This window comes from Gemella sp. 27098_8_92, from assembly GCF_041433685.1.
Taxonomy (GTDB): Bacteria; Bacillota; Bacilli; order Staphylococcales; family Gemellaceae; genus Gemella.
Window position 1 is genome coordinate 38,625 of record NZ_JAPWBZ010000008.1, and the last position, 21,685, is coordinate 60,309.

21 protein-coding genes are annotated in these 21,685 nt (G+C 30.9%); 17 read left to right on the top strand and 4 right to left on the bottom strand.

The features are described 5' to 3' along the window. The first annotated feature begins 17 nt into the window (after window positions 1-17). From tpiA to O3802_RS06610, 9 genes are all read left to right on the top strand, one after another. Complete coding sequence (tpiA, locus tag O3802_RS06570; RefSeq protein WP_371458815.1) at window positions 18-782, top strand: triose-phosphate isomerase; 765 nt, start codon at window positions 18-20, stop codon at window positions 780-782. 65 nt (window positions 783-847) lie between these two features. Beyond that, the gene (gene eno, locus O3802_RS06575) at window positions 848-2,164 is read left to right on the top strand and encodes a phosphopyruvate hydratase (protein ID WP_371458816.1); all 1,317 of its coding nucleotides are present in this window, start codon (window positions 848-850) and stop codon (window positions 2,162-2,164) included. Window positions 2,165-2,482: 318 nt separating this feature from the next. Beyond that, on the top strand, window positions 2,483-3,556 hold the full coding sequence (locus tag O3802_RS06580) for a PTS sugar transporter subunit IIC (RefSeq protein ID WP_371458817.1): 1,074 nt from the start codon (window positions 2,483-2,485) through the stop codon (window positions 3,554-3,556). A gap of 596 nt (window positions 3,557-4,152) precedes the next feature. After that, window positions 4,153-5,256 carry an ABC transporter ATP-binding protein gene (locus tag O3802_RS06585; protein ID WP_371458818.1) on the top strand — a complete coding sequence of 368 codons (1,104 nt, stop codon included), beginning with the start codon at window positions 4,153-4,155 and terminating at the stop codon, window positions 5,254-5,256. Window positions 5,257-5,329: 73 nt separating this feature from the next. After that, window positions 5,330-6,631 (top strand): ABC transporter substrate-binding protein, encoded by a 1,302-nt coding sequence (locus O3802_RS06590; RefSeq protein WP_371458819.1) that lies wholly within the window; start codon window positions 5,330-5,332, stop codon window positions 6,629-6,631. Window positions 6,632-6,704: 73 nt separating this feature from the next. After that, window positions 6,705-7,610, top strand: a complete 906-nt coding sequence (locus O3802_RS06595; RefSeq protein ID WP_371458820.1) for a carbohydrate ABC transporter permease — start codon at window positions 6,705-6,707, stop codon at window positions 7,608-7,610. Between the two features lie 10 nt (window positions 7,611-7,620). Next, complete coding sequence (locus O3802_RS06600) at window positions 7,621-8,448, top strand: carbohydrate ABC transporter permease (RefSeq protein WP_371458821.1); 828 nt, start codon at window positions 7,621-7,623, stop codon at window positions 8,446-8,448. Between the two features lie 4 nt (window positions 8,449-8,452). Further along, window positions 8,453-9,145 (top strand): N-acetylmannosamine-6-phosphate 2-epimerase, encoded by a 693-nt coding sequence (locus tag O3802_RS06605; RefSeq protein WP_371458822.1) that lies wholly within the window; start codon window positions 8,453-8,455, stop codon window positions 9,143-9,145. Further along, on the top strand, window positions 9,145-9,444 hold the full coding sequence (locus tag O3802_RS06610) for a hypothetical protein (RefSeq protein WP_371458823.1): 300 nt from the start codon (window positions 9,145-9,147) through the stop codon (window positions 9,442-9,444). The genes O3802_RS06605 and O3802_RS06610 overlap by 1 nt, the downstream gene beginning before the upstream one ends. Before the next feature lie 112 nt (window positions 9,445-9,556). On the opposite strand, the gene rplS is transcribed toward O3802_RS06610, so the two are convergent. Both rplS and O3802_RS06620 read right to left on the bottom strand, forming a co-directional pair. Beyond that, window positions 9,557-9,901, bottom strand: a complete 345-nt coding sequence (gene rplS / locus O3802_RS06615) for a 50S ribosomal protein L19 (protein WP_371458824.1) — start codon at window positions 9,899-9,901, stop codon at window positions 9,557-9,559. Window positions 9,902-10,037: 136 nt separating this feature from the next. Continuing rightward, window positions 10,038-10,397: a Spx/MgsR family RNA polymerase-binding regulatory protein gene (locus tag O3802_RS06620; RefSeq protein ID WP_371458825.1), complete on the bottom strand. Its 360-nt coding sequence runs from the start codon at window positions 10,395-10,397 to the stop codon at window positions 10,038-10,040. A 197-nt stretch (window positions 10,398-10,594) separates the two neighbouring features. Between O3802_RS06620 and O3802_RS06625 the strand changes: the two genes are divergently transcribed. The 3 genes from O3802_RS06625 (at window position 10,595) to O3802_RS06635 (ending at window position 14,210) form a co-directional block, all read left to right on the top strand. Next, window positions 10,595-11,296, top strand: a complete 702-nt coding sequence (locus O3802_RS06625) for an ABC transporter ATP-binding protein (RefSeq protein ID WP_371458826.1) — start codon at window positions 10,595-10,597, stop codon at window positions 11,294-11,296. Window positions 11,297-11,301: 5 nt separating this feature from the next. Continuing rightward, entirely contained in the window at window positions 11,302-13,911 is a 2,610-nt protein-coding gene (locus tag O3802_RS06630) for an FtsX-like permease family protein (protein WP_371458827.1), read from the top strand. 167 nt (window positions 13,912-14,078) lie between these two features. After that, window positions 14,079-14,210: a hypothetical protein gene (locus tag O3802_RS06635; protein ID WP_371458828.1), complete on the top strand. Its 132-nt coding sequence runs from the start codon at window positions 14,079-14,081 to the stop codon at window positions 14,208-14,210. A gap of 61 nt (window positions 14,211-14,271) precedes the next feature. Here O3802_RS06635 and O3802_RS06640 read toward each other — a convergent pair whose 3' ends face one another. Together O3802_RS06640 and O3802_RS06645 are read right to left on the bottom strand one after the other, a co-directional pair. After that, on the bottom strand, window positions 14,272-15,459 hold the full coding sequence (locus O3802_RS06640) for a VTT domain-containing protein (RefSeq protein ID WP_371458829.1): 1,188 nt from the start codon (window positions 15,457-15,459) through the stop codon (window positions 14,272-14,274). A gap of 69 nt (window positions 15,460-15,528) precedes the next feature. Continuing rightward, window positions 15,529-16,194, bottom strand: coding sequence for a YdjY domain-containing protein (locus O3802_RS06645; protein ID WP_371458830.1), 666 nt, complete (start codon window positions 16,192-16,194; stop codon window positions 15,529-15,531). 410 nt (window positions 16,195-16,604) lie between these two features. On the opposite strand from O3802_RS06645, the gene O3802_RS06650 reads away from it, so the two are divergent. The 5 genes from O3802_RS06650 to O3802_RS06670 all read left to right on the top strand — a co-directional run bounded on the left by O3802_RS06650 (window position 16,605) and on the right by O3802_RS06670 (window position 21,603). Next, the gene (locus tag O3802_RS06650) at window positions 16,605-18,518 is read left to right on the top strand and encodes an ABC-F family ATP-binding cassette domain-containing protein (protein WP_371458831.1); all 1,914 of its coding nucleotides are present in this window, start codon (window positions 16,605-16,607) and stop codon (window positions 18,516-18,518) included. Between the two features lie 2 nt (window positions 18,519-18,520). Next, window positions 18,521-18,901: a hypothetical protein gene (locus tag O3802_RS06655; RefSeq protein ID WP_371458832.1), complete on the top strand. Its 381-nt coding sequence runs from the start codon at window positions 18,521-18,523 to the stop codon at window positions 18,899-18,901. A gap of 17 nt (window positions 18,902-18,918) precedes the next feature. Beyond that, window positions 18,919-20,553, top strand: coding sequence for an arginine--tRNA ligase (gene argS, locus O3802_RS06660; protein WP_371458833.1), 1,635 nt, complete (start codon window positions 18,919-18,921; stop codon window positions 20,551-20,553). A gap of 31 nt (window positions 20,554-20,584) precedes the next feature. Continuing rightward, window positions 20,585-21,061, top strand: a complete 477-nt coding sequence (gene rpoE / locus O3802_RS06665; protein WP_276685458.1) for a DNA-directed RNA polymerase subunit delta — start codon at window positions 20,585-20,587, stop codon at window positions 21,059-21,061. 341 nt (window positions 21,062-21,402) lie between these two features. Next, window positions 21,403-21,603, top strand: a complete 201-nt coding sequence (locus O3802_RS06670) for a cold-shock protein (RefSeq protein WP_281665746.1) — start codon at window positions 21,403-21,405, stop codon at window positions 21,601-21,603. The last annotated feature ends 82 nt before the right edge of the window (window positions 21,604-21,685 follow it).

The window sequence follows — 21,685 nt, forward strand, 5'->3', positions numbered from 1 at the left end:
TCAAGGAGAGTAACGTTATGTCAAGAATCCCATTTATCGCAGGAAACTGGAAAATGAATTTAACAGTAAAAGAAGCGCGTGAGTTTGCTAAAGAAGTTGCAACAAAAGTTCCAGCAGCATCTTCAGTAGAATCAGCTATTTGTGCACCAGCTACTCATTTAGAAGCATTAGTAGAATTAATTAAGGGTAGTGAATTAGCGATTGGTGCTGAGAACTGTCACTTTGAGAAAAGTGGAGCATTCACAGGAGAAATTTCTCCTTATGTATTAAACGATTTAGGTGTTAAATATGTAATATTAGGTCACTCTGAAAGACGTGAATACTTTGGGGAAACTGATGAATTAATTAACAAAAAAACTATTGCTGCATTCGAAAATGGTTTAGTACCTATCGTATGTTGTGGTGAAACTCTAGAAGAGTATGAAGCTGGAAGAGCGGTAGAAGTTATTACTTCTCAATTGCAAGTTGACCTTGCTGGTTTAACAAAAGAGCAAGCGGAGAAACTTGTTGTTGCTTACGAACCAATTTGGGCAATTGGAACTGGGAAATCTGCAACTAAAGAAGATGCACAAAAAATGTGTAAAGCAGTGCGTGACATTGTAGAAGGTCTTTACGGAAAAGAAGTTGCTGACAAAGTGCGTGTTCAATATGGTGGTTCAGTAAAACCTGAGAACGTGAAAGAATACCTAGCTTGCCCAGATGTAGATGGAGCATTAGTAGGTGGAGCATCGCTTAAAGTTGATTCATTCTTAGCGCTTTTAGAAGGCGGAAAATTAGCTTAATTTTAGCAAAACAAAATAAATTATAGTATAATAAAATTATAAATTAAACAATAAGGAGAAAGTTAATGTTAGCAAAAACATTTGATATTATCGCAGAAGTATATGCAAGAGAAGTTTTAGATTCACGTGGTAATCCAACTGTAGAAGTTGAAGTAACAACCGAATCAGGAGCATTTGGACGTGCATTAGTACCATCAGGAGCATCAACAGGACAATATGAAGCTGTTGAATTACGTGATGGTGATAAAGGACGCTACTTAGGTAAAGGTGTTTCTAAAGCTGTAACTAACGTTAATGAAGAAATCGCACCTTTATTAGAAGGTAAATTTGATATTTTTGATCAAGTAGCTATTGACTATGCTATGATCGAACTTGACGGAACTGAAAACAAAGGACGTCTAGGGGCTAACGCTATTCTAGGTGTGTCTTTAGCAGTAGCACATGCTGCAGCAGATTCATTAGGAGTACCTCTATATAGATATTTAGGAGGAACTAACTCTAAAGAATTACCAACTCCAATGATGAACATTGTTAATGGTGGATCTCACTCAGATGCGCCAATAGCATTCCAAGAATTCATGATTTTACCAGTGGGAGCTCCAACATTTAAAGAAGCTTTACGTTGGGGAGCTGAAGTATTCCATAACTTAGCAAAATTATTACATGCTCGTGGTTTATCAACTGCAGTAGGAGATGAAGGTGGATTCGCTCCAACATTTGAAGGAACAGAAGATGCAGTAGAAACTATCTTAGAAGCTATTAAAGCTGCTGGACTTGAGCCAGGTAAAGATGTATTCTTAGGATTCGACTGTGCATCATCAGAATTCTACGAAAACGGAGTTTACAACTATGCTAAATTCGAAGGAGAAGGTGGAGCACACCGTACTTCAGCTGAGCAAGTTGATTACTTAGAAGAATTAGTAAACAAATATCCAATTATCACTATTGAAGATGGTATGGATGAAAACGACTGGGACGGATGGAAACTTCTTACTGAACGTATCGGTGATCGTGTACAATTAGTAGGTGATGATTTATTCGTAACAAATACTAAAAAACTATCAGAAGGTATCGAAAAAGGTGTTGGTAACTCAATCTTAATCAAAGTTAACCAAATTGGTACTTTAACTGAAACTCTAAACGCTATTGAAATGGCTAAACGCGCTCGTTACACAGCAGTTATTTCTCACCGTTCTGGAGAAACTGAAGATGCAACAATCGCAGATATCGCAGTAGCAACAAATGCTGGACAAATTAAAACAGGTTCTCTTAGCCGTACAGACCGTATTGCTAAATACAACCAATTATTACGTATTGAAGATGAGTTATACGAAACAGCTGAATACCCAGGTGTTCGTGCGTTCTACAACATCAAACGATAATAAACATAAAAGGCTAATGACTAAATGCATTAGCCTTTTTTATAGTACATTGAAATGTATAGAGCGGTAATAATTGGGTCGTAAAATATAGGGATGTATTACACTTCATATTTGACAAGATGAGTAAGTATTTATATAATGAATAAGAAAACAAAAATATATACTAATATCTAAGGGTGTAGCCAAGATATACCTTTAATAGATTGAAATAATATATAAATTATTAAAATAATATTAAAATAAAAAATCTATATTAGGTTATTAATAAGGGACTACTTCATATTTATTAGAAAATTAAGAAAGATGAGGGTTTTTAATATGAAAAAAGGGAGTTTAGTATCAAAATTATTTAATAGATACTTTATTGTTGCATTGAACGGGATGGCTTTAGGGCTATTTTGTACACTTATAATAGGACTTATTATAAAGCAAATAGCTATAAATTTAAGTGGAGGAATATCTTCATTTCTAATAGCTGTTGCTACAATAGCTATGGCACTTACTGGTCCGGTAATAGGGATAGGTATAGCTTATGCACTTAAAGCACCTAGATTAGTAGTTTTGGCCTCAGGAGTTGTAGGGTTCTTAGGTGCCTTTGGTTCTAACTTAGGGACAAATAGTCTTATTCAGCAAGGTAAACTGGTTATTAATGGCTCTGGAGATCCTTTGGGTGCCTTTATAGCTGTAGTTATAGCCGCAGAAATCGGGAGATTAGTCTCTGGAAAAACAAAGATTGATATAATAGTTACACCATTTGTAACAATCGTTATCGGAGGAATAGTTGGATATTTTACTGGACCATATTTGAAAAATGGAATGAATATATTAGGAACATTTATACGTGAAGCAACAGAACTTCAGCCATTCATAATGGGAATAGTTGTTTCTGTAATAATGGGTATTATACTAACATTACCTATCAGCTCTGCTGCATTATCTATTATTTTAGGGTTATCAGGAATAGCAGCGGGTGCCTCAACGGTAGGTTGTGCAGCGCAGATGGTTGGTTTTGCAGTAATAAGTTTTAAAGCAAATGGTTGGAATGGCCTTTTAGCTCAAGGGTTGGGGACTTCTATGTTGCAAGTTCCAAATATAATGAAAAAACCAGTTATCTGGATACCTCCAATAGTTGCGAGTGCTATACTTGGGCCAATAGCGACATTGGTATGCAAGATGGAAAATAATCCTGCAGGAGGTGGAATGGGGACATCTGGACTTGTAGGACAACTTATGACATGGCAAACGATGTCAGGTTATACAAATCATATGATACTATTGATAGAGATAGTAATACTACATTTTATCTTGCCAGCAGTATTATCTTATGCAGTATATTATTACATGGTAAAGAAAAACTATGTTAAACCTGAAGATTATAAATTGAACCTATAATTTATAATAAGGAAGAAAATAAAAAATATGAAAAATAGAAGTTGAGGGGACTTCTATTTTTTATATTTCATATGCATTAATAATGTAAAAATAATACTTAATATAAGTATAAGAGTTGGTATAATCAAAATTGATAAAATAAGGATAACTCGGTATATTATTAGATAATTAAAGTCTTTATTATGGAATATTAATAAATAAATAGATGTAGATAAGTTGAGATGATATAGAGTAGTATAATGTGGTTTACTAAAAACTATGTAAAGAACAATTTATAAAAGAATAGTTTTATGTTGTAGTATTAATGTGTTAACTTATGATATGAGTAATTTTGTTTAAAATTTAAATAGATATTACCAAATCTATTTTTTATTTGTTTTTGTTTGTTTTAACTATAAAAGAATAAAAAAAGGTGTTAAAAAGGGATATTATATAATATATTGGTTCGTTAATTGTTCTATTAAAATATAAAAATAATAAAAACAGCTAAGTAAAAAATGTTATAATAGAAAAAAATAAAGCCTTTACAAAATTAAAATTATGTGATAATATGTGGTTGACACATTAAATATACAATAAAAATTTAGGAGGTCAGCATGGCAAGTTTATCACTGAAAAAAATATATAAAAAATATGATAATGGATTTTGTGCCGTAACAGACTTTAATTTAGAAGTAGCAGATAAAGAATTTGTTGTATTTGTTGGTCCATCTGGATGTGGTAAGTCTACAACACTAAGAATGATTGCAGGACTTGAAGATATTACCGAAGGAGAGTTTTATATTGGAGATAAGTTGGTAAATGATGTGGAACCAAAAGATAGAGATATTGCAATGGTATTTCAGAGTTATGCATTATATCCACATATGACTGTTTTCGATAATATGGCTTTTGCATTGAAACTTAGAAAAGTTCCTAAAGAAGAAATAAAAGCTAAAGTGGAAGAAGCTGCGAAGATTTTAGGTTTAGAGGAATTATTAGATAGAAAGCCTAAAGCATTATCTGGTGGACAAAGACAAAGGGTTGCGCTTGGACGAGCAATAGTAAGAAGTCCAAAAGTATTCCTAATGGATGAGCCATTATCAAATTTAGATGCGAAGCTTAGAAGTAATATGAGAGCTGAAATTATCAAAATCCATAATACTTTAGGAGCAACAACAATTTATGTAACACATGACCAAACTGAAGCGATGACAATGGCGGATAGAATTGTTGTAATGAAACAAGGTATTGTTCAACAAGTAGGAAGTCCAAAAGAGATTTATGACCATCCGGAAAATCTATTTGTTGCAGGATTTATTGGTGCCCCAACAATGAACTTTTTAAGAGGGAAAATAGTAGAACATAATTTCCAAACAAAAGATGGAGGAGTTATAGAAATTCCTGAAGGACATTATACTAGATTGAAAGAATTAGGTTATGAAGGTAAAGAAGTTGTTTTAGGTATAAGACCAGAAAATATCTCTAATGACCCATTAGTTCTTGAGACATATTCACATGCTAAAATAACTTCAAAAGTTATAGTAGCTGAACTACTAGGATCAGAGTATATTGTACATACAGATCTTAACGGAGAAAACGTAAAAGCTATTGTTCACTCAAGACAAAATATTAAGATGGGTGATGAGATTACATTTGCTCTTGATATGAATAGAGCACACTATTTTGATGCTGAAACTGAATTAAGTATTTTAGAATAATATAGTTTTAACAAAATATTTTAACTTAGACGTCAAATTTATAAAAAACAAAAAAACAAGGAGGACTCAAATTATGAGAAAAATAAACAAACTGTTAGTTGCAGCAACTACAACTGCATTAATTCTTACAGGTTGTGTAGGAGGAAAAAAGGAAGAGAAAAAAGCAGATCCTAATAAAAAAGTAGAAATTACTTACTGGGATTTCCCTCAATTTACAAAAGATAAAGAATTTAGTAAAACAGAGGATTTCGATGCAGCGTTAATTAAAGCATTCGAAGCTAAAAACCCTAATATTAAAGTTAAGTATCAAAAAATTGAATTCACAGATGGACCTGCTAAGATTGAAACAGCTATTCAGTCTAAAACTGCACCAGATGTAATCTATGATGCTCCAGGGCGTGTTATTGCATGGGCTGCAAAAGATTTATTAGTACCTTTAGATGATGTAGATAAATCAAAATTAAATGAAGCAGCAGTTAAAGCTTCAAGCTATAAAGATAAACTTTACATGTATCCACAAGGGGTAGCGCCATTCTTAATGGGTGTTAACAAAGATTTAACAGACAAATTAGGAGTAACAAACTTACTACCTTTAGATAAACCAGGTAGAAACTGGACAGTAGAGGAATATGAAAAATTCTTAAGAGCTGTTAAAGAAAAAGATCCAAACATTACTCCAGCGCTATTCTATACTAAATCACAAGCAGGAGACCAAGGGCCAAGAGCATTTGTTTCTAACCTTTTCGATTCATGGATTACAGACAAAGATGTTTCAAAATATACTATTAATGATGAAAAAGGTGTTAAAGGATTAGAATGGGTTAAAAAAGCTTACGACGAAGGTCTTTTAGGACAAGGGGTTGCATTAGAAGCTAAAGATGCATTAGAAGCTTTCAAATCAGGTAGAGCAGCATCTACAATCTTATTCTCTCCAGGTACTGCAGCATCACACGCTAGTGGCTTCAACTACAAATTCTTACCATTCCCTAACAATAGTGGAAAAGCTAAATATGAATACCTAGTAGCAGGGCCAGCTATCTTTGATAATGGTGATGCAGATAAAGCGGCAGCAGCTAAAAAATTCGTTGACTTTATGATTAATGATAAAGAATGGGGTAAACGTACTCTATTAGCTTCTGGAAACTTCTCAGCTAAAAAGGATGAAAAAGGATTATACGATTCAGAAGAACTTAAATTTGCAGAAGGTTTAACAGATCAATTCGGACCTTACTACAATACAATACCTGGATTTGCTAAAATGAGACCTCTATGGTTCAATATGGTTCAAGGTGTGTTAAACGGAAAAACTACACCTAAAGAAGGGTTAGATAAATTTGTAGAAGATGCAAATAAAACTATAAAAGAAGCATTATAATTTGACGATGAAGGGATAGACTTGCTTCTATCCCTTCTTTATATAAAATAATTGATATATTTGAGGAGGTCCTATGAAAGCTATAAAGAAAAAAAGAAAAATAGACTTTAGTGCGTATTTATTTATACTGCCGGTTAGTTTGTTTTTTATAACATTTGTTTTAGTTCCAATGTTGCGTGGATTACAATTGTCATTATATAGTTTTGCTAAGAAGAACCCAGTGTTCGTTGGTTTAAAACACTATTCAGATTTACTTTTTAGTGGTAATGGAGCAACAATCCATGAACCATTTATGAAATCTCTTGTTAATACGGTTATTGTAACAGTAGTTGCAGTTCCTATAGTAGTTGTTGTATCGATTTTTGTTGCCGTAACAATTTATAATAAGAGTGCGGTTGTAAGATCGTTCTTCCGTGGAGTATTCTATATTCCAGCTATTTCATCAGTAGTATCAGTAACAGTTGTATGGGCATGGATTTACCACCCAGAATATGGTATTTTAAACTATGTGTTCAAATCTATGCATCTTATTAGTGAGAATGTTGATTGGCTAGGAAATCCTAAGACTGCATTATATGCGATTATAACGATACTTATCACGACATCATTAGGTCAACCGATAATTCTATATGTTGCAGCTCTTGGTAACGTTCCAAAAGAGTTATTAGAAGCGTCAGAAATTGATGGCGCAACTAAATGGCAAGTATTTACAAAAATAACTTGGCCATTAATTAAACCTACAACATTATATATTGTTGTAGTAACAACAATTAACTCATTCCAAATATTTGCCTTAATCCAGCTATTAACAGCAGGAGGGCCAAACTATGGAACAAGTACAATCATGTATTTAGTATATGAAGCAGCTATTAAGAATGGTAACCATGGTGTCGCAAGTGCAATGGGAATTATACTTGCAGTTATTATAGGTATAATTTCTATCCTACAGTTTAAATTCTTATCTAGTGATGATGATTAGGAGGAAGAACATGAAAAATATTAGTATTTTTAAAATCATATCTATAATTATTTTACTAGGTTTAACGATATTCTTTATCTTCCCATTTTATTGGATAGCTACAGGATCGTTTAAGCTACAAGATGTGGCAATTACTATTCCGCCAGAATGGTGGCCAACATCACCAACTTTAGAAAACTATGAAAAATTATTTACACCAAATACATTAAGATGGTTCTTTAACTCAGTATTTATCTCAGTTATGACAACACTTTTAGTTTGTATTACTTCTGCATTAGCAGGATATGCATTAGCTAAAAAACAATTTCCAGGAGTAAAAGTAATTTTTATGGTATTTGTTGCAGCTATGGCATTACCAAAACAAGTTATTTTAATTCCTTTATTAAACTTAATTACTGAATTTGGTTTAATGAACACATATTATGCTTTGATTTTACCAGCTGTAGGATGGCCTTTTGGGGTATTCTTAATGAGACAATTCTCTCAAGCTATACCTCGTGAACTGCTTGAATCTGCAAGAATTGATGGTTGTGGTGAAGTTAGAACATTTACAAACATTGCATTACCGATAATTAAACCGGGTATAGGGGCGTTAGCGATTTTCACATTTATCGCAAGTTGGAACGACTACTTCTCGCAACTTATTTTTTCAAATACACCAGATATGTCAACATTACCGTTAGGTCTTGCAGCTTTAGCGCAAGGACAAGAGTTTTCAAATGATTATGGGCTATTAATGGCAGGGGCATCACTTGCCTCTCTACCAATGATAATTGTGTTTATTTGTTTCCAAAATTACTTTACTCAAGGGGTTACTTTGGGAGCCGTGAAAGGATAAGATTATGGACAAAAAAGAATTATATGAATATCTACGTGGAGAGCTTATAGTTTCTTGCCAAGCATTACCAGGAGAACCACTTTATCGTGAAGAAGGTGGCGTAATGTGTCTTATGGCTCAAGCAGCTAAAAATGCTGGTGTAAAAGCTATTAGAGCTCAAGGTATTGTAGATATAAAACAAATAAAAGAGCAAACAAATTTACCAGTTATTGGAATAATTAAAAAATCTTATCCAGGGTATGCAACATATATAACAGCGACTATGGATGAAGTAGATAAACTTGTAGAAGTGGGTTCCGATATTATAGCTCTTGATTGCACTAATAGAGAGCGTGGAGACGGGAAAACGCCAAGTGAGTTTGTAAAAGAGATAAAAGAGAAATATCCAAGTATAGTTCTTATGGCAGATATTTCAAACCTAGAAGAAGCCATCGAGGCTGAAAAAGCAGGCGTAGATTTTGTTGGGACTACAATGAATGGATACACGCCATATACTACAGTATCAAAAAAATTTGATCCTAGCCTAGTTAAAGAAATAGTAAAAAATGTAAAAATACCAGTTATAGCTGAAGGGAAAATTCATGAACCAAAAGAAGCAAAAGCTGCATTAGAAGCGGGCGCTCATTGCATGGTAGTAGGTGGAGCTATAACAAGGCCCCAAGAAATCACCTCAAGATTTTTAGCGGAGCTTAAATAATGTATATTTTATATCTACTTGCATATTGGTATACATATAGTAAATGGTATATATTAGGATCATGGTTTATAACGCATATTCTGAATATTGCTTTTAAAAAATTGTGGTTATCTCCACTTTTGATAAATGCTGTGGCTTTAATAGTATTAGTTTTAGGTATATATTTCAAAATGATACAAGGTAAAGAAGTTGGGGCATCGGTTTTAAACGTATATATGCCGGTGGTATTTGCTAGTATTGTAATGAATATAATAGTATATCTATATAGAAGGATAAAACAAAAAATAAAAAGTAGGTAAAGATTAAAACAAGGTACTTATATAGCGTTTGTTATATAAGTACCTTGTTATTATATAAATAAAATAAAAAGTCCTAAAACGTATAGTAATAGGACTTTTATTTATACTCTTATTATCGAATTTCTTTGATACGAGCAGCTTTACCACGTAAGTTACGTAGGTAGTATAATTTAGCACGTCTAACTTTACCTTTACGTACAACTTCAATTTTTTCAACTTTTGGAGTGTGAACAGGGAATGTTCTTTCAACTCCAACACCGTTTGAAATTTTACGTACAGTATAAGTAGCAGAGATACCTCCACCACGACGTTTGATAACTACTCCTTCAAATTGTTGGATACGTTCACGCCCACCTTCAACGATACGAACGTGTACTCTTACTGTATCCCCAGCTTTAAATTCAGGAATATCTGTTCTTAATTGCGATTTAGTAATCGCTTCAATGATTTTGCTCATTTTTCTTTCTCCTTTTTTTACAAAATGCTCATTACTAATACTTGATTAACAGAGGAACATCGTAATTTAATGTTTTCACATCTTTCCAATTATAACATTTTTTATATCAAATATCAATAGAAATTATATTGTTTTTTTACAAAAGTGCAGTTTCCCAAGTTTTTTCCTTAAAACCTAATAATAGAATATCATTTTCAAAGTCAAAAGCAAGGGGACGTTTTATCAACATACCGTTATTATGTAGTAATTCTAATGCTTCATCAAGAGATAGTGTATCTAGTTTATTTTTAAGATCTAGTTCTTTATATACTAAACCACTTGTATTAAACAATTTTTTTAGTGGTAAATCAAAAGTCTCAATTAGTTTTTTAAAAGTTTCAACTGTTGATGTAGATTCTTTCACATTGAAGTATGTAGCTTCAATATTATGAGAGGTCAATAGTTCTTTAGCTTTTCTACATGTCGAGCATGAAGGATATTCATAAATATATAACATAAACATATAGCTCCTTTCTAACTTTTATTAATAAAGTATTAATTATAGGTATTTGTTATTATAATATTATTAGATATTCATGTAAAGAAATTTGTTTAAGGTAAATATTTAAGTATTTTTGTTCTCCATAAACAACTTTTAAGATAATTGATAATAGATTATGATATACTATAGTAAAAAGCAAAGGAGTATGTATTATGGGAAAGATAATAGTTAGTAATTTAGTAAAAGAATATGGAAAATCTGATAATAAAGTAATTGCTAATGATAAAATAAGCTTCGAGATAGAAGAAGGTGAATTTGTCGTTATTCTTGGGCCTAGTGGGGCAGGGAAGAGTACGTTATTAAATATACTAGGCGGAATGGATAATGCAACTTCAGGGAGTGTAAATATTTTTGGTAAAGAGATAGTTGGAATTGATGAGAAAGAGCTAACAGAATATCGTCGTCAAGATATAGGTTTTGTTTTTCAATTCTATAATTTAATACCTAATCTTAGTGTCTTAGAAAATGTAGAATTAGCTAATCAAATAGTAAAAAAATCTAAAGATGCTTTAGAGATTTTAAAATTAGTTGGTTTGGAGAATAGGGTTAATAATTTTCCGAGTCAAATTTCTGGGGGAGAACAACAGCGTGTAGCTATAGCACGTGCTATAGCTAAAAATCCGAAAATATTACTTTGTGATGAGCCTACGGGTGCTTTAGATTATAAAACAGGAAAACATATTTTAAAAATTTTAAAAGAATATTGTAAGAATGAGAAAAAGACAGTTATAGTAATTACTCACAATAGTTCGATAGCTCAAACAGCGGATAAAGTAATAGAAATCTATGATGCTAAAGTAAAAAATGTTTTTATTAATCAGACTCCAAAAAATATAGATGAAATTGAGTGGTAGAAGTTATGAAAGCATTAAATAAAGATATAATACGAGAAATTTCAAAAACAAAATCTAAATTTGTGTCAATTATGATTATAATGTTTTTAGGTGTTTTTGTTTTTATAGGGCTTAAAGAAACAACGCCAGCGATGGTAAATACCTATAATAAGACATTAGAACAACATAATATATATGATTTAAGGGTAACTAATGACTTTGGAATCAATGATGGTGACATTGATGAAATAAGAAAATTAGAAAATATAGATAAACTAGAAACATATAACAAAAAAAATTATAAGCTAGAAAATAGTACTAATAGTATTGATATAGAGACTCTACCAAAAGAATTAGCTACACCGAAGGTAATTAAGGGGAAATTACCTACAAACAACAATGAAATAGCCGTAGTAGATTCATTGGGAAAAATTTATAAAATCGGCGATACGGTAAATTTAGTAGATGATAAAAGTGAAGAAAAAAAATTAAGAAATTATTCATATAAAGTTGTAGGGTATGTCCATGGTGCAGATCATATTGAAGTGTCTAATAATAATCCTACAAATAATAGTTATTTTGGATATATAAATAAAGAAAATTTCCAATTTAATAACGCAACAGGAGTAAATATAAAGCTAAAAGGTATATCATATAAATATAGCGATAAAAAATATATAGAAGAAGTTAACAAGAGTCGCGATCAACTTATAGATATATTAAAGGAAAGAAAACTAGTTGATGAAAAAAATTATAAGTCTAATACATCTCAAAAAATTAAAGAGAGCGAAAAAAGATTAGCTTCTATAGAAAAAGAATTAGCTTCTAATTTGGAGAGATTAGAACTGTTAAAAAATGTCGATGCAGAAAGATATACTGAACAAAGTTCGAAATTAAATGAAGCGAAAAAGCAACTACAAGATAATAAAAAAAAATTAGAAGTTTCTAAAAGGGCTTTTGAGGAAACTAATTATCCTAGATTTAATGTCGAAAATATTAGAGGATTGGTTCATTATGCAGAGTTTATTGATTCAGCAGGAAGTTTATCATTCTTGGCGAATGTCTTTTCAATATTTTTATTTTCAGTATCTATTTTAGTATCGTTGACAACCCTAACTAGAATGGTAGATGAAAATAGAACCAGTATAGGAACATTGAAAGCATTAGGATATTCTAATAAAGAAATTTTTAAAAAATATTATATTTACGGCGGAGTGTCAACTGTAATAGGAACAATTCTAGGAATTATTGCAGGGTATTTAGTTATTGTCCCAATAATATATAATTCATATTCGAGATTTTTCACACTGAAAGAACCGTATATAGTTTATAATTTACACATCATAGCCTTAGCATTTTTAATATCTATTTTGTGTATATTATTGGCGGTGTTTATCCCACTTCGGAAAAATCTTAAAGAAAGAAGTGCTTATTTATTACGTCCTAAAGCACCTAGTAGTGGAAGTAGAATATTTTTAGAAAATGTAAGTTTTATTTGGAAGAGGTTATCATTTTTAAGGAAAGTAACCTTTAGAAATATTTTTCGTTATAAAGTTCGTATGTTTATGACTATATTTGGAGTTATGGGGTGTCTGACATTAATGTTTATTGGATTTGCTATTCGTTTTGGTGTTATAGATATTTCTAATGAACAATTTAAAATAATTAATAAAATTGATGTTTTAGCGACGTATAACCCCTATGCAGAAAAAGAAGACATCGATAAGATTTCTAAAGAAATAGGAAGCAATTCTAATGTAGAAAACTTTACGAAGGTCAATGTTCAAAAAGCTACAGTAGAAAAAAATAATGAGGTATTAGATACAGCTCAATTAGTAACCTTAGATAGAAATGATTATAAAGATTATATAACGTTAATGGATAATAGAAGTAATATAGAATTACCTAAAGATTCCATTGTAATAAATGAAAAATTAGCCTATTTATATAATTTATCAGTAGGTGATAATTTCAAAGTTATTATAAATGAAAAAGAATATACATTAAAGATAGGAGCTATTAATAAAAATTATTTTGGGAATATCTTATATATGGATAGAGAATACTTTTCTAAAGTATTTGATAAAACATACTCTGACAATAGTTTTATAATAAAAATGAATAATTCGGATGAAGTAGAAAAAATGGCGAGTAAACTTCAAGATAATCCCTATGTAGCGAATGTGAGTGATAATTCAAAAATCCAAGAAAATCTTGATAATTTTATTAGTGGATTAGATATAATAGTTGTTGTTATGGTCTTATGTTCATTAGCCCTTGCGCTTGTGGTGCTTTATAATTTAATAAATGTTAATGTTTCAGAACGTCAAAGAGAATTATCAACAATTAAAGTTCTTGGTTTTTATCCGCGTGAAGTAACAATTTACGTATTTAGGGAGATATTTTATTTGAGCATAATAGGTATTGTTATTGGTAATTATATAGCGTACAGACTATACTTGAAAATAATATTAGAATTAGCAAGTAGAACTATGATGTTTAGTAGTAGGGTGCCTATTGCAGTATATGCATTATCAACTGGAGTAACATTAGTAATAATAATATTTGTTATGGCTATAATGCATAGAAGATTAAAAAAAGTAAATATGGTAGAATCGCTAAAAGCGATAGAATAGAGGTATATAGTATGGAAATAAGAATTACAGAAAAAGCACAGCAATTTTTAAAAGCACAAAATAAAAAACAAATAATTTGTATCTATTACGAGCAATTTTGCTGAGGTGGTAGAGTAAATAGAACTGTTGAGGTTTCAACAATAGAAAACTTTATTAGAGATACTTATATGAAGTATGAGATTGATGATTTTGAGGTATACATAGATCCTAGGTTGAATTTTGAAGGAGACGAGATAATTATCGATTTAGAGAATTTCTTCTTTTTAAAACGACTAACACAAAAAGGATTATCTATATAAATTAAGAACAAAAGAATTCGAAGAAATAATTATGATTTCTTCGAATTCTTTTTTGAATTTATTAGTTTTCAGAAGCTTTAAGTTCTTCTTCTTTTTTATGCTTATCATTGTAAACCCTTTGCATAATACCGATAACGATAGATAATGCAAATAAGCACATTAGTCCGATAAACAAGTTACGGACACCACCAGATAATGTTCCCCCTACATAAGAGTAAACGATTGTTGCTGGAAGTTGACCGATCCCTGTTGCAATAAAGAATCTCCAGAATCCCATGTTAGTAAGACCTGCAGCATAACTTACAAAGTCGAATGATACGAATGGTAATAGACGACAGATAAGGATAGCTTTATCACCATAACGTTCGAAGAATACGTCTATACTTGCCATAGCTCCTTTACTTGTTAATCTTTCAACAACGTCACGACCAAGTCCTCTCGCAATGTAGAAACATACAGCAGCTCCAACCATAGCTGATGACCAAGAAAGAATAGCTCCAATAACCCAGCCGAAGATTGCAGCATTAGATAAAGTAATTAAGAATGCTGGAATAGGTGCGGCAACAGATTGTAAAACCATAAGGATACTAGAAACAACAGCAGCCCAAGCTCCCCAACCTCGTAAATATTCAATAACTGCATTAGTATCAAATTGTGATAAAGTAGCGAATGCTGTATTAATACCTTGTTTGAAACTTGGAACAGTAAAGTAAACTAAGAAGAAAATAGCGAAAGCAGCGATAGTGATATAACGAGCTGTTTTGCGTTGAGCTTTTTCTTTTTTAAGTTCTTCTGGATTTACTTCACGAAGGTCACTAAGTTTAACTTCTTTTTCTTTTAAAGCTTTTCTTTCTTCTTTAGTGTAAACTTTTTGGTATTTAGGAAGAGTCATAATAATGTAAATATTGATTAAGTTGACAATTGCTAAACCAATTAAGAAAGGAACTTTTATCTGACTCAGGCTACCAGCGTGTAGTACTTCACGCGCTATATAAAGTAAGGTGGTAATTTTACCAGTAATAAGAGCAGCGCCAATAATAATACCTTCTATAATAAAGAATGTATATTTACGATTAATACGTTTGAAGTATAATCCGGTCATAATTCCGTAAACTGTCCAAACAAATATAACAAGAGTTTGGTCGGCTAACATTTCAAATTGAACAAAGAAGAACAATAGAAATGCGAAGAAGTATCCAATTGCGATACCGACACTTGTAAAATAAAATAATAATCTTAAACGTTTCATTAAATCTCTCCTAAGCTTTATTTATACAATAGCCAGAGTATTGATTCAACTCTGACTATTGTTAGGTGTCTATTTTTTTATACTGTAAATAGTTGCAATATATGTTCCGTCTTCAGGAAGAACATTGTCAATACCAGTGAATTTAACTTCTTTTCTAGTTTCTACCGCTCCATAAGTATAAGCATCATTAGAGATAATACCTACTGGACAGCTATCTAAACAAGATAAGCAACCAGTGTTTTTTTCTTTAGCCATAGCTAAGTTTCCGCCGAAACGGAAGTTGATTTGTTTGCCGTTGCTATCTTTTACTACTTCATTTATATCATAGTTTTTTCCAGCCCCTTTCCAAGTTACTTCAACTTTTATAGGTGTACCTTCAACGTGAGTAGTAGTAGCATTATTCATAGTCATGTTTTCCCCTGGTTTAGCACCGATTTCGATAAGAGCATTGTAGAAATCTTCAGGTTTAACATATGCAGTGAAAACAGATTTAGCACCATTTGTTCCACTTTGTTCTACAGAGTTGTGGCGAGTAGGTTCATTAAAATATTTACCATTAACTTTAGTAAGAACTGTAACAGTTCCGGCTTCTTTATCAACTTTTAATGGTTTATCTAGTGATACCCCTGCTACAAAGTCAGCTGGTTCATTTGAAGATGATTTGCTACCGCATCCTGCAGCTGTAAAAACTAATCCTGCAGCTATAAAAACTGATAATAATTTTTTAAGTTTCATAATAAAAAACTCCTCCAAAAATAATAATTTTTATATTTGTATTATAACATTTTAATAAGTTTGTAACAATAAAATATGGGAAAATAACAAGTTTATAGCATACTAAGTTAGAATAAAGAGAAAAACCAACAATAAATATTTTCTTATAACTATGTGCAGAAAAAGTGATGTATTTATTAAGTTTATTAAAAAAAAGATATTAAGTAGAACTTAAATAAAATTATATAAAAATTATATTTAGAAATATAAAAAATAAAATTGACTTTCTAGAAATTAACTGAGAATAAATATCAATTAAAATAAAACTAAAATGTGAGGAAAAGTGTTGTGAATATTAGCGTTTTAAAGCGTATTATGATATAATATTTCAGTTATGGTGAAAAATGAAAAATAAAGAAAGGAGATAGAGTGTGTTAATTCAGCTAAACAATGTAACAAAGAACTTCGTAGTTAATGAAGTTTTTTCTAATGTGAAAATGGAAATCAATGATAAAGATAGAGTTGCTATTGTAGGACGCAATGGAGCAGGGAAGAGTACATTGCTAAAAATTATTTCTGGTGAAATTGATTTTGATAATGGAGAAAGGACTGTTTCAAAAGATACAACAATAGGTTATTTATCACAAGAATTTATAGTAAGAGAAGATTTATCTATATATGAAGAAATGATAACTTGTTTTAATGAGATTATAGAACTTGAAAAAGAATTAGAGAAAATATCGTATGAATTAACTTCGGAAAATATAGAAAGCAACCCAGGGTTATTAGATAAATATGATAGATTGCAAAATCAAGTTTTAACACATAAAGATTATCATTATAAAAGTAAAATAGATAGTGTTTTGTATGGATTAGATTTTGATAAAGAAGTTTTTGATAAAAAAATAAGTACTTTTTCTGGTGGAGAAAAAACCAGGTTATCAATGGTGAAACTTCTTTTAAGTGAACCAGATTTATTAATATTAGATGAACCGACTAACCATCTTGATATGGAAAATGTTGCATGGTTAGAAAATTATTTATCATCTTACAATGGAGCGATAGTTATAGTTAGTCATGACAGATATTTTATTGATGAGGTGGTCAATGTTGTTTATAATTTAGAATTTGGTAAATTGAAGAAATATGTAGGAAATTACTCTAATTTCTTGTACCAATATGAAGAAGATTATGAAAAGAATTTAAAAGAATATGTTAGTCAGCAAAAAGATATAAAACGTCTTGAAGAGTTTGTTCAAAAGAATATAGCTAGAGCTTCTACTAGTAAGATGGCAAAAAGTCGCCAAAAAGTCTTGGATAAGATGGAGATTATTGATAATCCTAGAAAAGATGATAAAGCAGCTAATATAGAATTTAGAATTAAAGAACAAAGTGGACGTGATGTACTAATAGTTAACGATTTACAGGTTGGCTACGAGGAACAAGTAGGTCAAAAATATAATTTTTCAGTCTATAAAGGAGACAGACTAGCTATTGTAGGAAAAAATGGTATAGGAAAATCTACCCTGATTAAGACTATTGCGAAAAAACAAAAAGAACTTGGTGGAAACATTCAATATGGAAGCAAAGTATCGTTAGGTTACTATGATCAAAAACAAGCAGAATTTGAATCGTCAAAGACTATTTTAAATGAGCTTTGGGATGAATATCCTCTTATGAAAGAAGCGGAAGTAAGAACAGTACTAGGGCGCTTCTTATTTAGAGGTGATGATGTTCTTAAAATCGTAAGAGATTTATCAGGTGGTGAAAAAGCTAGATTGCAACTTGCAAAACTAATGCTAGAAAAAAATAACTTATTAATACTAGATGAGCCGACTAACCATCTTGATATAACTAGTAAACAAGTTTTAGAAGAAGCGCTTGAAAACTACGAAGGAACTATTCTTTTTGTCAGCCATGATAGGTACTTTATTAATAAAATAGCTAATAAAGTTTTTGATATCACAGAAGAAGGATACAATATATACTTAGGAAACTATGATTATTACTTGGAAAAGCGTGAACAAGAGAAAATTGCTAAAAGATTAAAAGAAGAAAAAGTTGTTGAAACAAAGGTTAAAGAAGTAAATGATTATGTCTTAGGTAAGGAAGAAAAACGTCGTATAAGAAAATTAGAGAGAATGCGCGATGAACTTATTTTTCAAATTGATGAATTAGAAGGTAAGATTAAAATAGTTAATGAAGAGTTAATGAAAGAAGAAGTCTATACTGATGTAGTAAAAACACAAGAATGGAATGGAAAGCTAAAAGAATTAACTTCAGAACTAGAAGAAAAGAATAATTCGTGGTTAGAAATAGAGGAAGAATTAGAAAGTATACAATAAGTATGGAAATTAAAATAACAACATATGTAGATGATAAAAAAGTACATGAAGAAAAGTGCGAAGGAGAGTATATAGTAGAAAATACTTATGAAAAAATACAATATATTGATAAAAATGAGAAAAAAATAGAAATTTTTATTGACAAAATGAAAGAAAGTGTTAGTATAGAGAAAGACAATTCAAAAATGTCTATAGAATATAGTCGCAAAAGCAGTGATTACACAACTGTTTATGGTGTTATAAAATTAAATACTCAGCTTGTGAAAATAAATAAACTGGCAAGAAATAATCTAGTTATGCATGAGATTATTTATAATATATTTTTTGATCAAGAAAAACAACAAAATAAATTGAAAATATTAGTGAAAAATATTGGTAGTTAAGTAAGGAGGTTACTTTAGTGAAAAATAAAATAGTAGAATTGCTACAAGATTCCTTGAAAACATTGAAAATAGATGGAATCGATATTTATGTAGAGACACCTAAAAATACTGATAATGGTGATTTTTCTTCTAATGTTGCAATGCAATTAACAAGGGTATTAAGAAAAAATCCACGAGTTATTGCCGAGGAAATAATAGCAAACATCCCTGCGGATGATGCGGTAGAGAAGGTAGAGATTGCAGGGCCAGGATTTATTAACTTTTATGTTAAAAAATCAAGTTTAGGAAGTATAATTGAGAAAATTCTAGCAGATGATTGTAAATATGGAGAAAATAATACAGGGCAAGGTAAGAAAGTTCTTTTAGAGTATGTATCGGCTAATCCCACAGGAACTCTTCATGTAGGTCATGCTCGAAATGCCGCATATTCAGATTCATTAGCTAGAATTATGAAAAAATCAGGATATGATATTTCACGTGAATATTATATAAATGACGCAGGAAACCAAATTAATAACTTAGTAATTTCAGCGATAGTTCGTTACAAACAAGCTTTAGGATTAGAAGCGGAAATGCCAGAAGATGCATATCATGGAGAAGATATAAAAGTATTAGGACAAAAATTAAAAGATGAATTTTCAGATTCATTACTAGAAAGAGAAGATTTAGAGAGCTTTATTCGTGACTATGCTGTTGCGTATGAAATGGATAATATTAAAAAGGATTTAGGTGATTTTGGTCTAGAGTATGATGTTTATTTTAGTGAAAAATCACTATATGAAGATGGCTTAGTAGATAAAGCTATGGCTTCTTTACGTGAACAAGGATTTGTTTATGAAAAGGATGGAGCTCTTTGGTTAGAGACAACAGCACTAGGAACAGGTGATGATAAAGACCGTGTTCTTATTAAAGCTGACGGTTCACTTACATACTTAACAAGTGACATTGCTTATCACAAAAATAAACTTGATCGTGGGTTTGATTTATTAATAGATGTACTTGGAGCTGATCATCATGGTTATATCGCTCGTCTTAAAGCGAGTATTGTTGCGATGGGGTATAAGGCTGATCAGTTAGAAGTTCTTATTATGCAAATGGTGCAACTTTTAAATAATGGTGAAGTAGTTAAGATGAGTAAGAGAACAGGTAAGGCTATTACTCTTCGTGACCTAATTGATGAAGTAGGAGCAGATGCAGCTAGATATTTCTTGGTAATGAGAAGTGCAGATAGTCACTTAGACTTTGATTTTGCTGTGGCTAAGGAACAATCAAGTGATAATCCACTATATTATGTTCAATATGCTCATGCGCGTATCTGTTCAATTTTACGCCAGGCAACGGAACAAGAAAATTATAATTTAGATAAGTGTGATTATGAGTTGTTAACAGATGAATATTCAGTAGAATTACTAAAAACATTGGCCTATTATCCAGAAATAGTGGCGCAAGCGGCAACTAATTATGAGCCGCACAGAATATGCAACTATTTGCAGAATTTAGCGAGTGCATTCCATAAGTTCTACAATAACAATAAAGTTATAACAGAGAATGCAGAACAAACACAAAGTTATTTAGCGTTAATAACAGCTGTAAAAATAACTTTAAGAAATGCTTTGGAATTAATCGGGGTTTCAGCTCCGGAAAAAATGTAGATATATTTTGATGAAGGGAATTATTTTATAGATGGTAAAATTAAATGAATTAAGCACAGAACAAGTAAAAGCAATGTCATTAGTTGACTTATGCTATGTATACATGGTAGAAGAAAATATTGAAAAATTAAATATTTATGATTTTCTAGATTATATTAAGCCTCTAAGAGGTGTTGATGAAGAAGAATTTTCATCACAAGCAGCGTATTTTTATACAGATTTAAACTTAGATGGACGTTTTGTATGTGTAGAAGATGGAAGTTGGAAACTTCGCGATAGTTTATTTGTAGAAGATATTAAAACTTTTGTTGAGCCAAGTGTTCAAAAATTTGAAATTGATGATGAAGAGTTAGAAGAATTAGGAGAAGATGAACAAGAAGATGTTCATGATGAAGTTGATGCTCTTGTAGAAGAGGAAGATATGGAAGAAAATGAAGATGTTTATGATTTTGATAATGATGGAATAGTATCGAAATATAATATCACGAGTGAAGATGAAGAATTTTAATCTTAATCTTGAAAAAGGCCTTTAGGGGCTTTTTACAATTTCTAAAGATAGTTTATGATGAAATAATAAAAATAATCATTACTTAATATAATGATTACAGTGCTAAAATTTTGTAAACATATTTACTGTTTCAATATAGAAGAAAATCTTTTCATTTGCGTATACTTAAAATATAGGTTATAATTACTAAAGTCAATAAAAGATATAGTAATAATTGTAATACAGATTTTAAGTTTTTTAAGTGAATAATGATATAAACCCATTTATTTTATTTATTATCTTTCTAGCAAGAATACGATTGATTATTGATAATAATTTAAAATAAAAGGAGATTGTAACTTATGAAACAAGGTACAGTAAAATGGTTTAACGAGGAAAAAGGATTTGGATTTATCGCAGTAGAAGGAGAAAAAGACGTGTTTGTTCATTTTTCTAGCATTCAAAAAGAAGGTTTTAAAACTTTAAAAGAAGGCGATAAAGTTGAATTTGAAGTTGAAGATGGGGCGCGTGGTCCACAAGCAGCTAATGTAGTTGTTCTTTAATTTTAGTAGTTATAAATAGTGAGAAACCCTATTAATTAAATAGGGTTTCTTTTTATAATTTAAAAACATATTAAATAAAAAT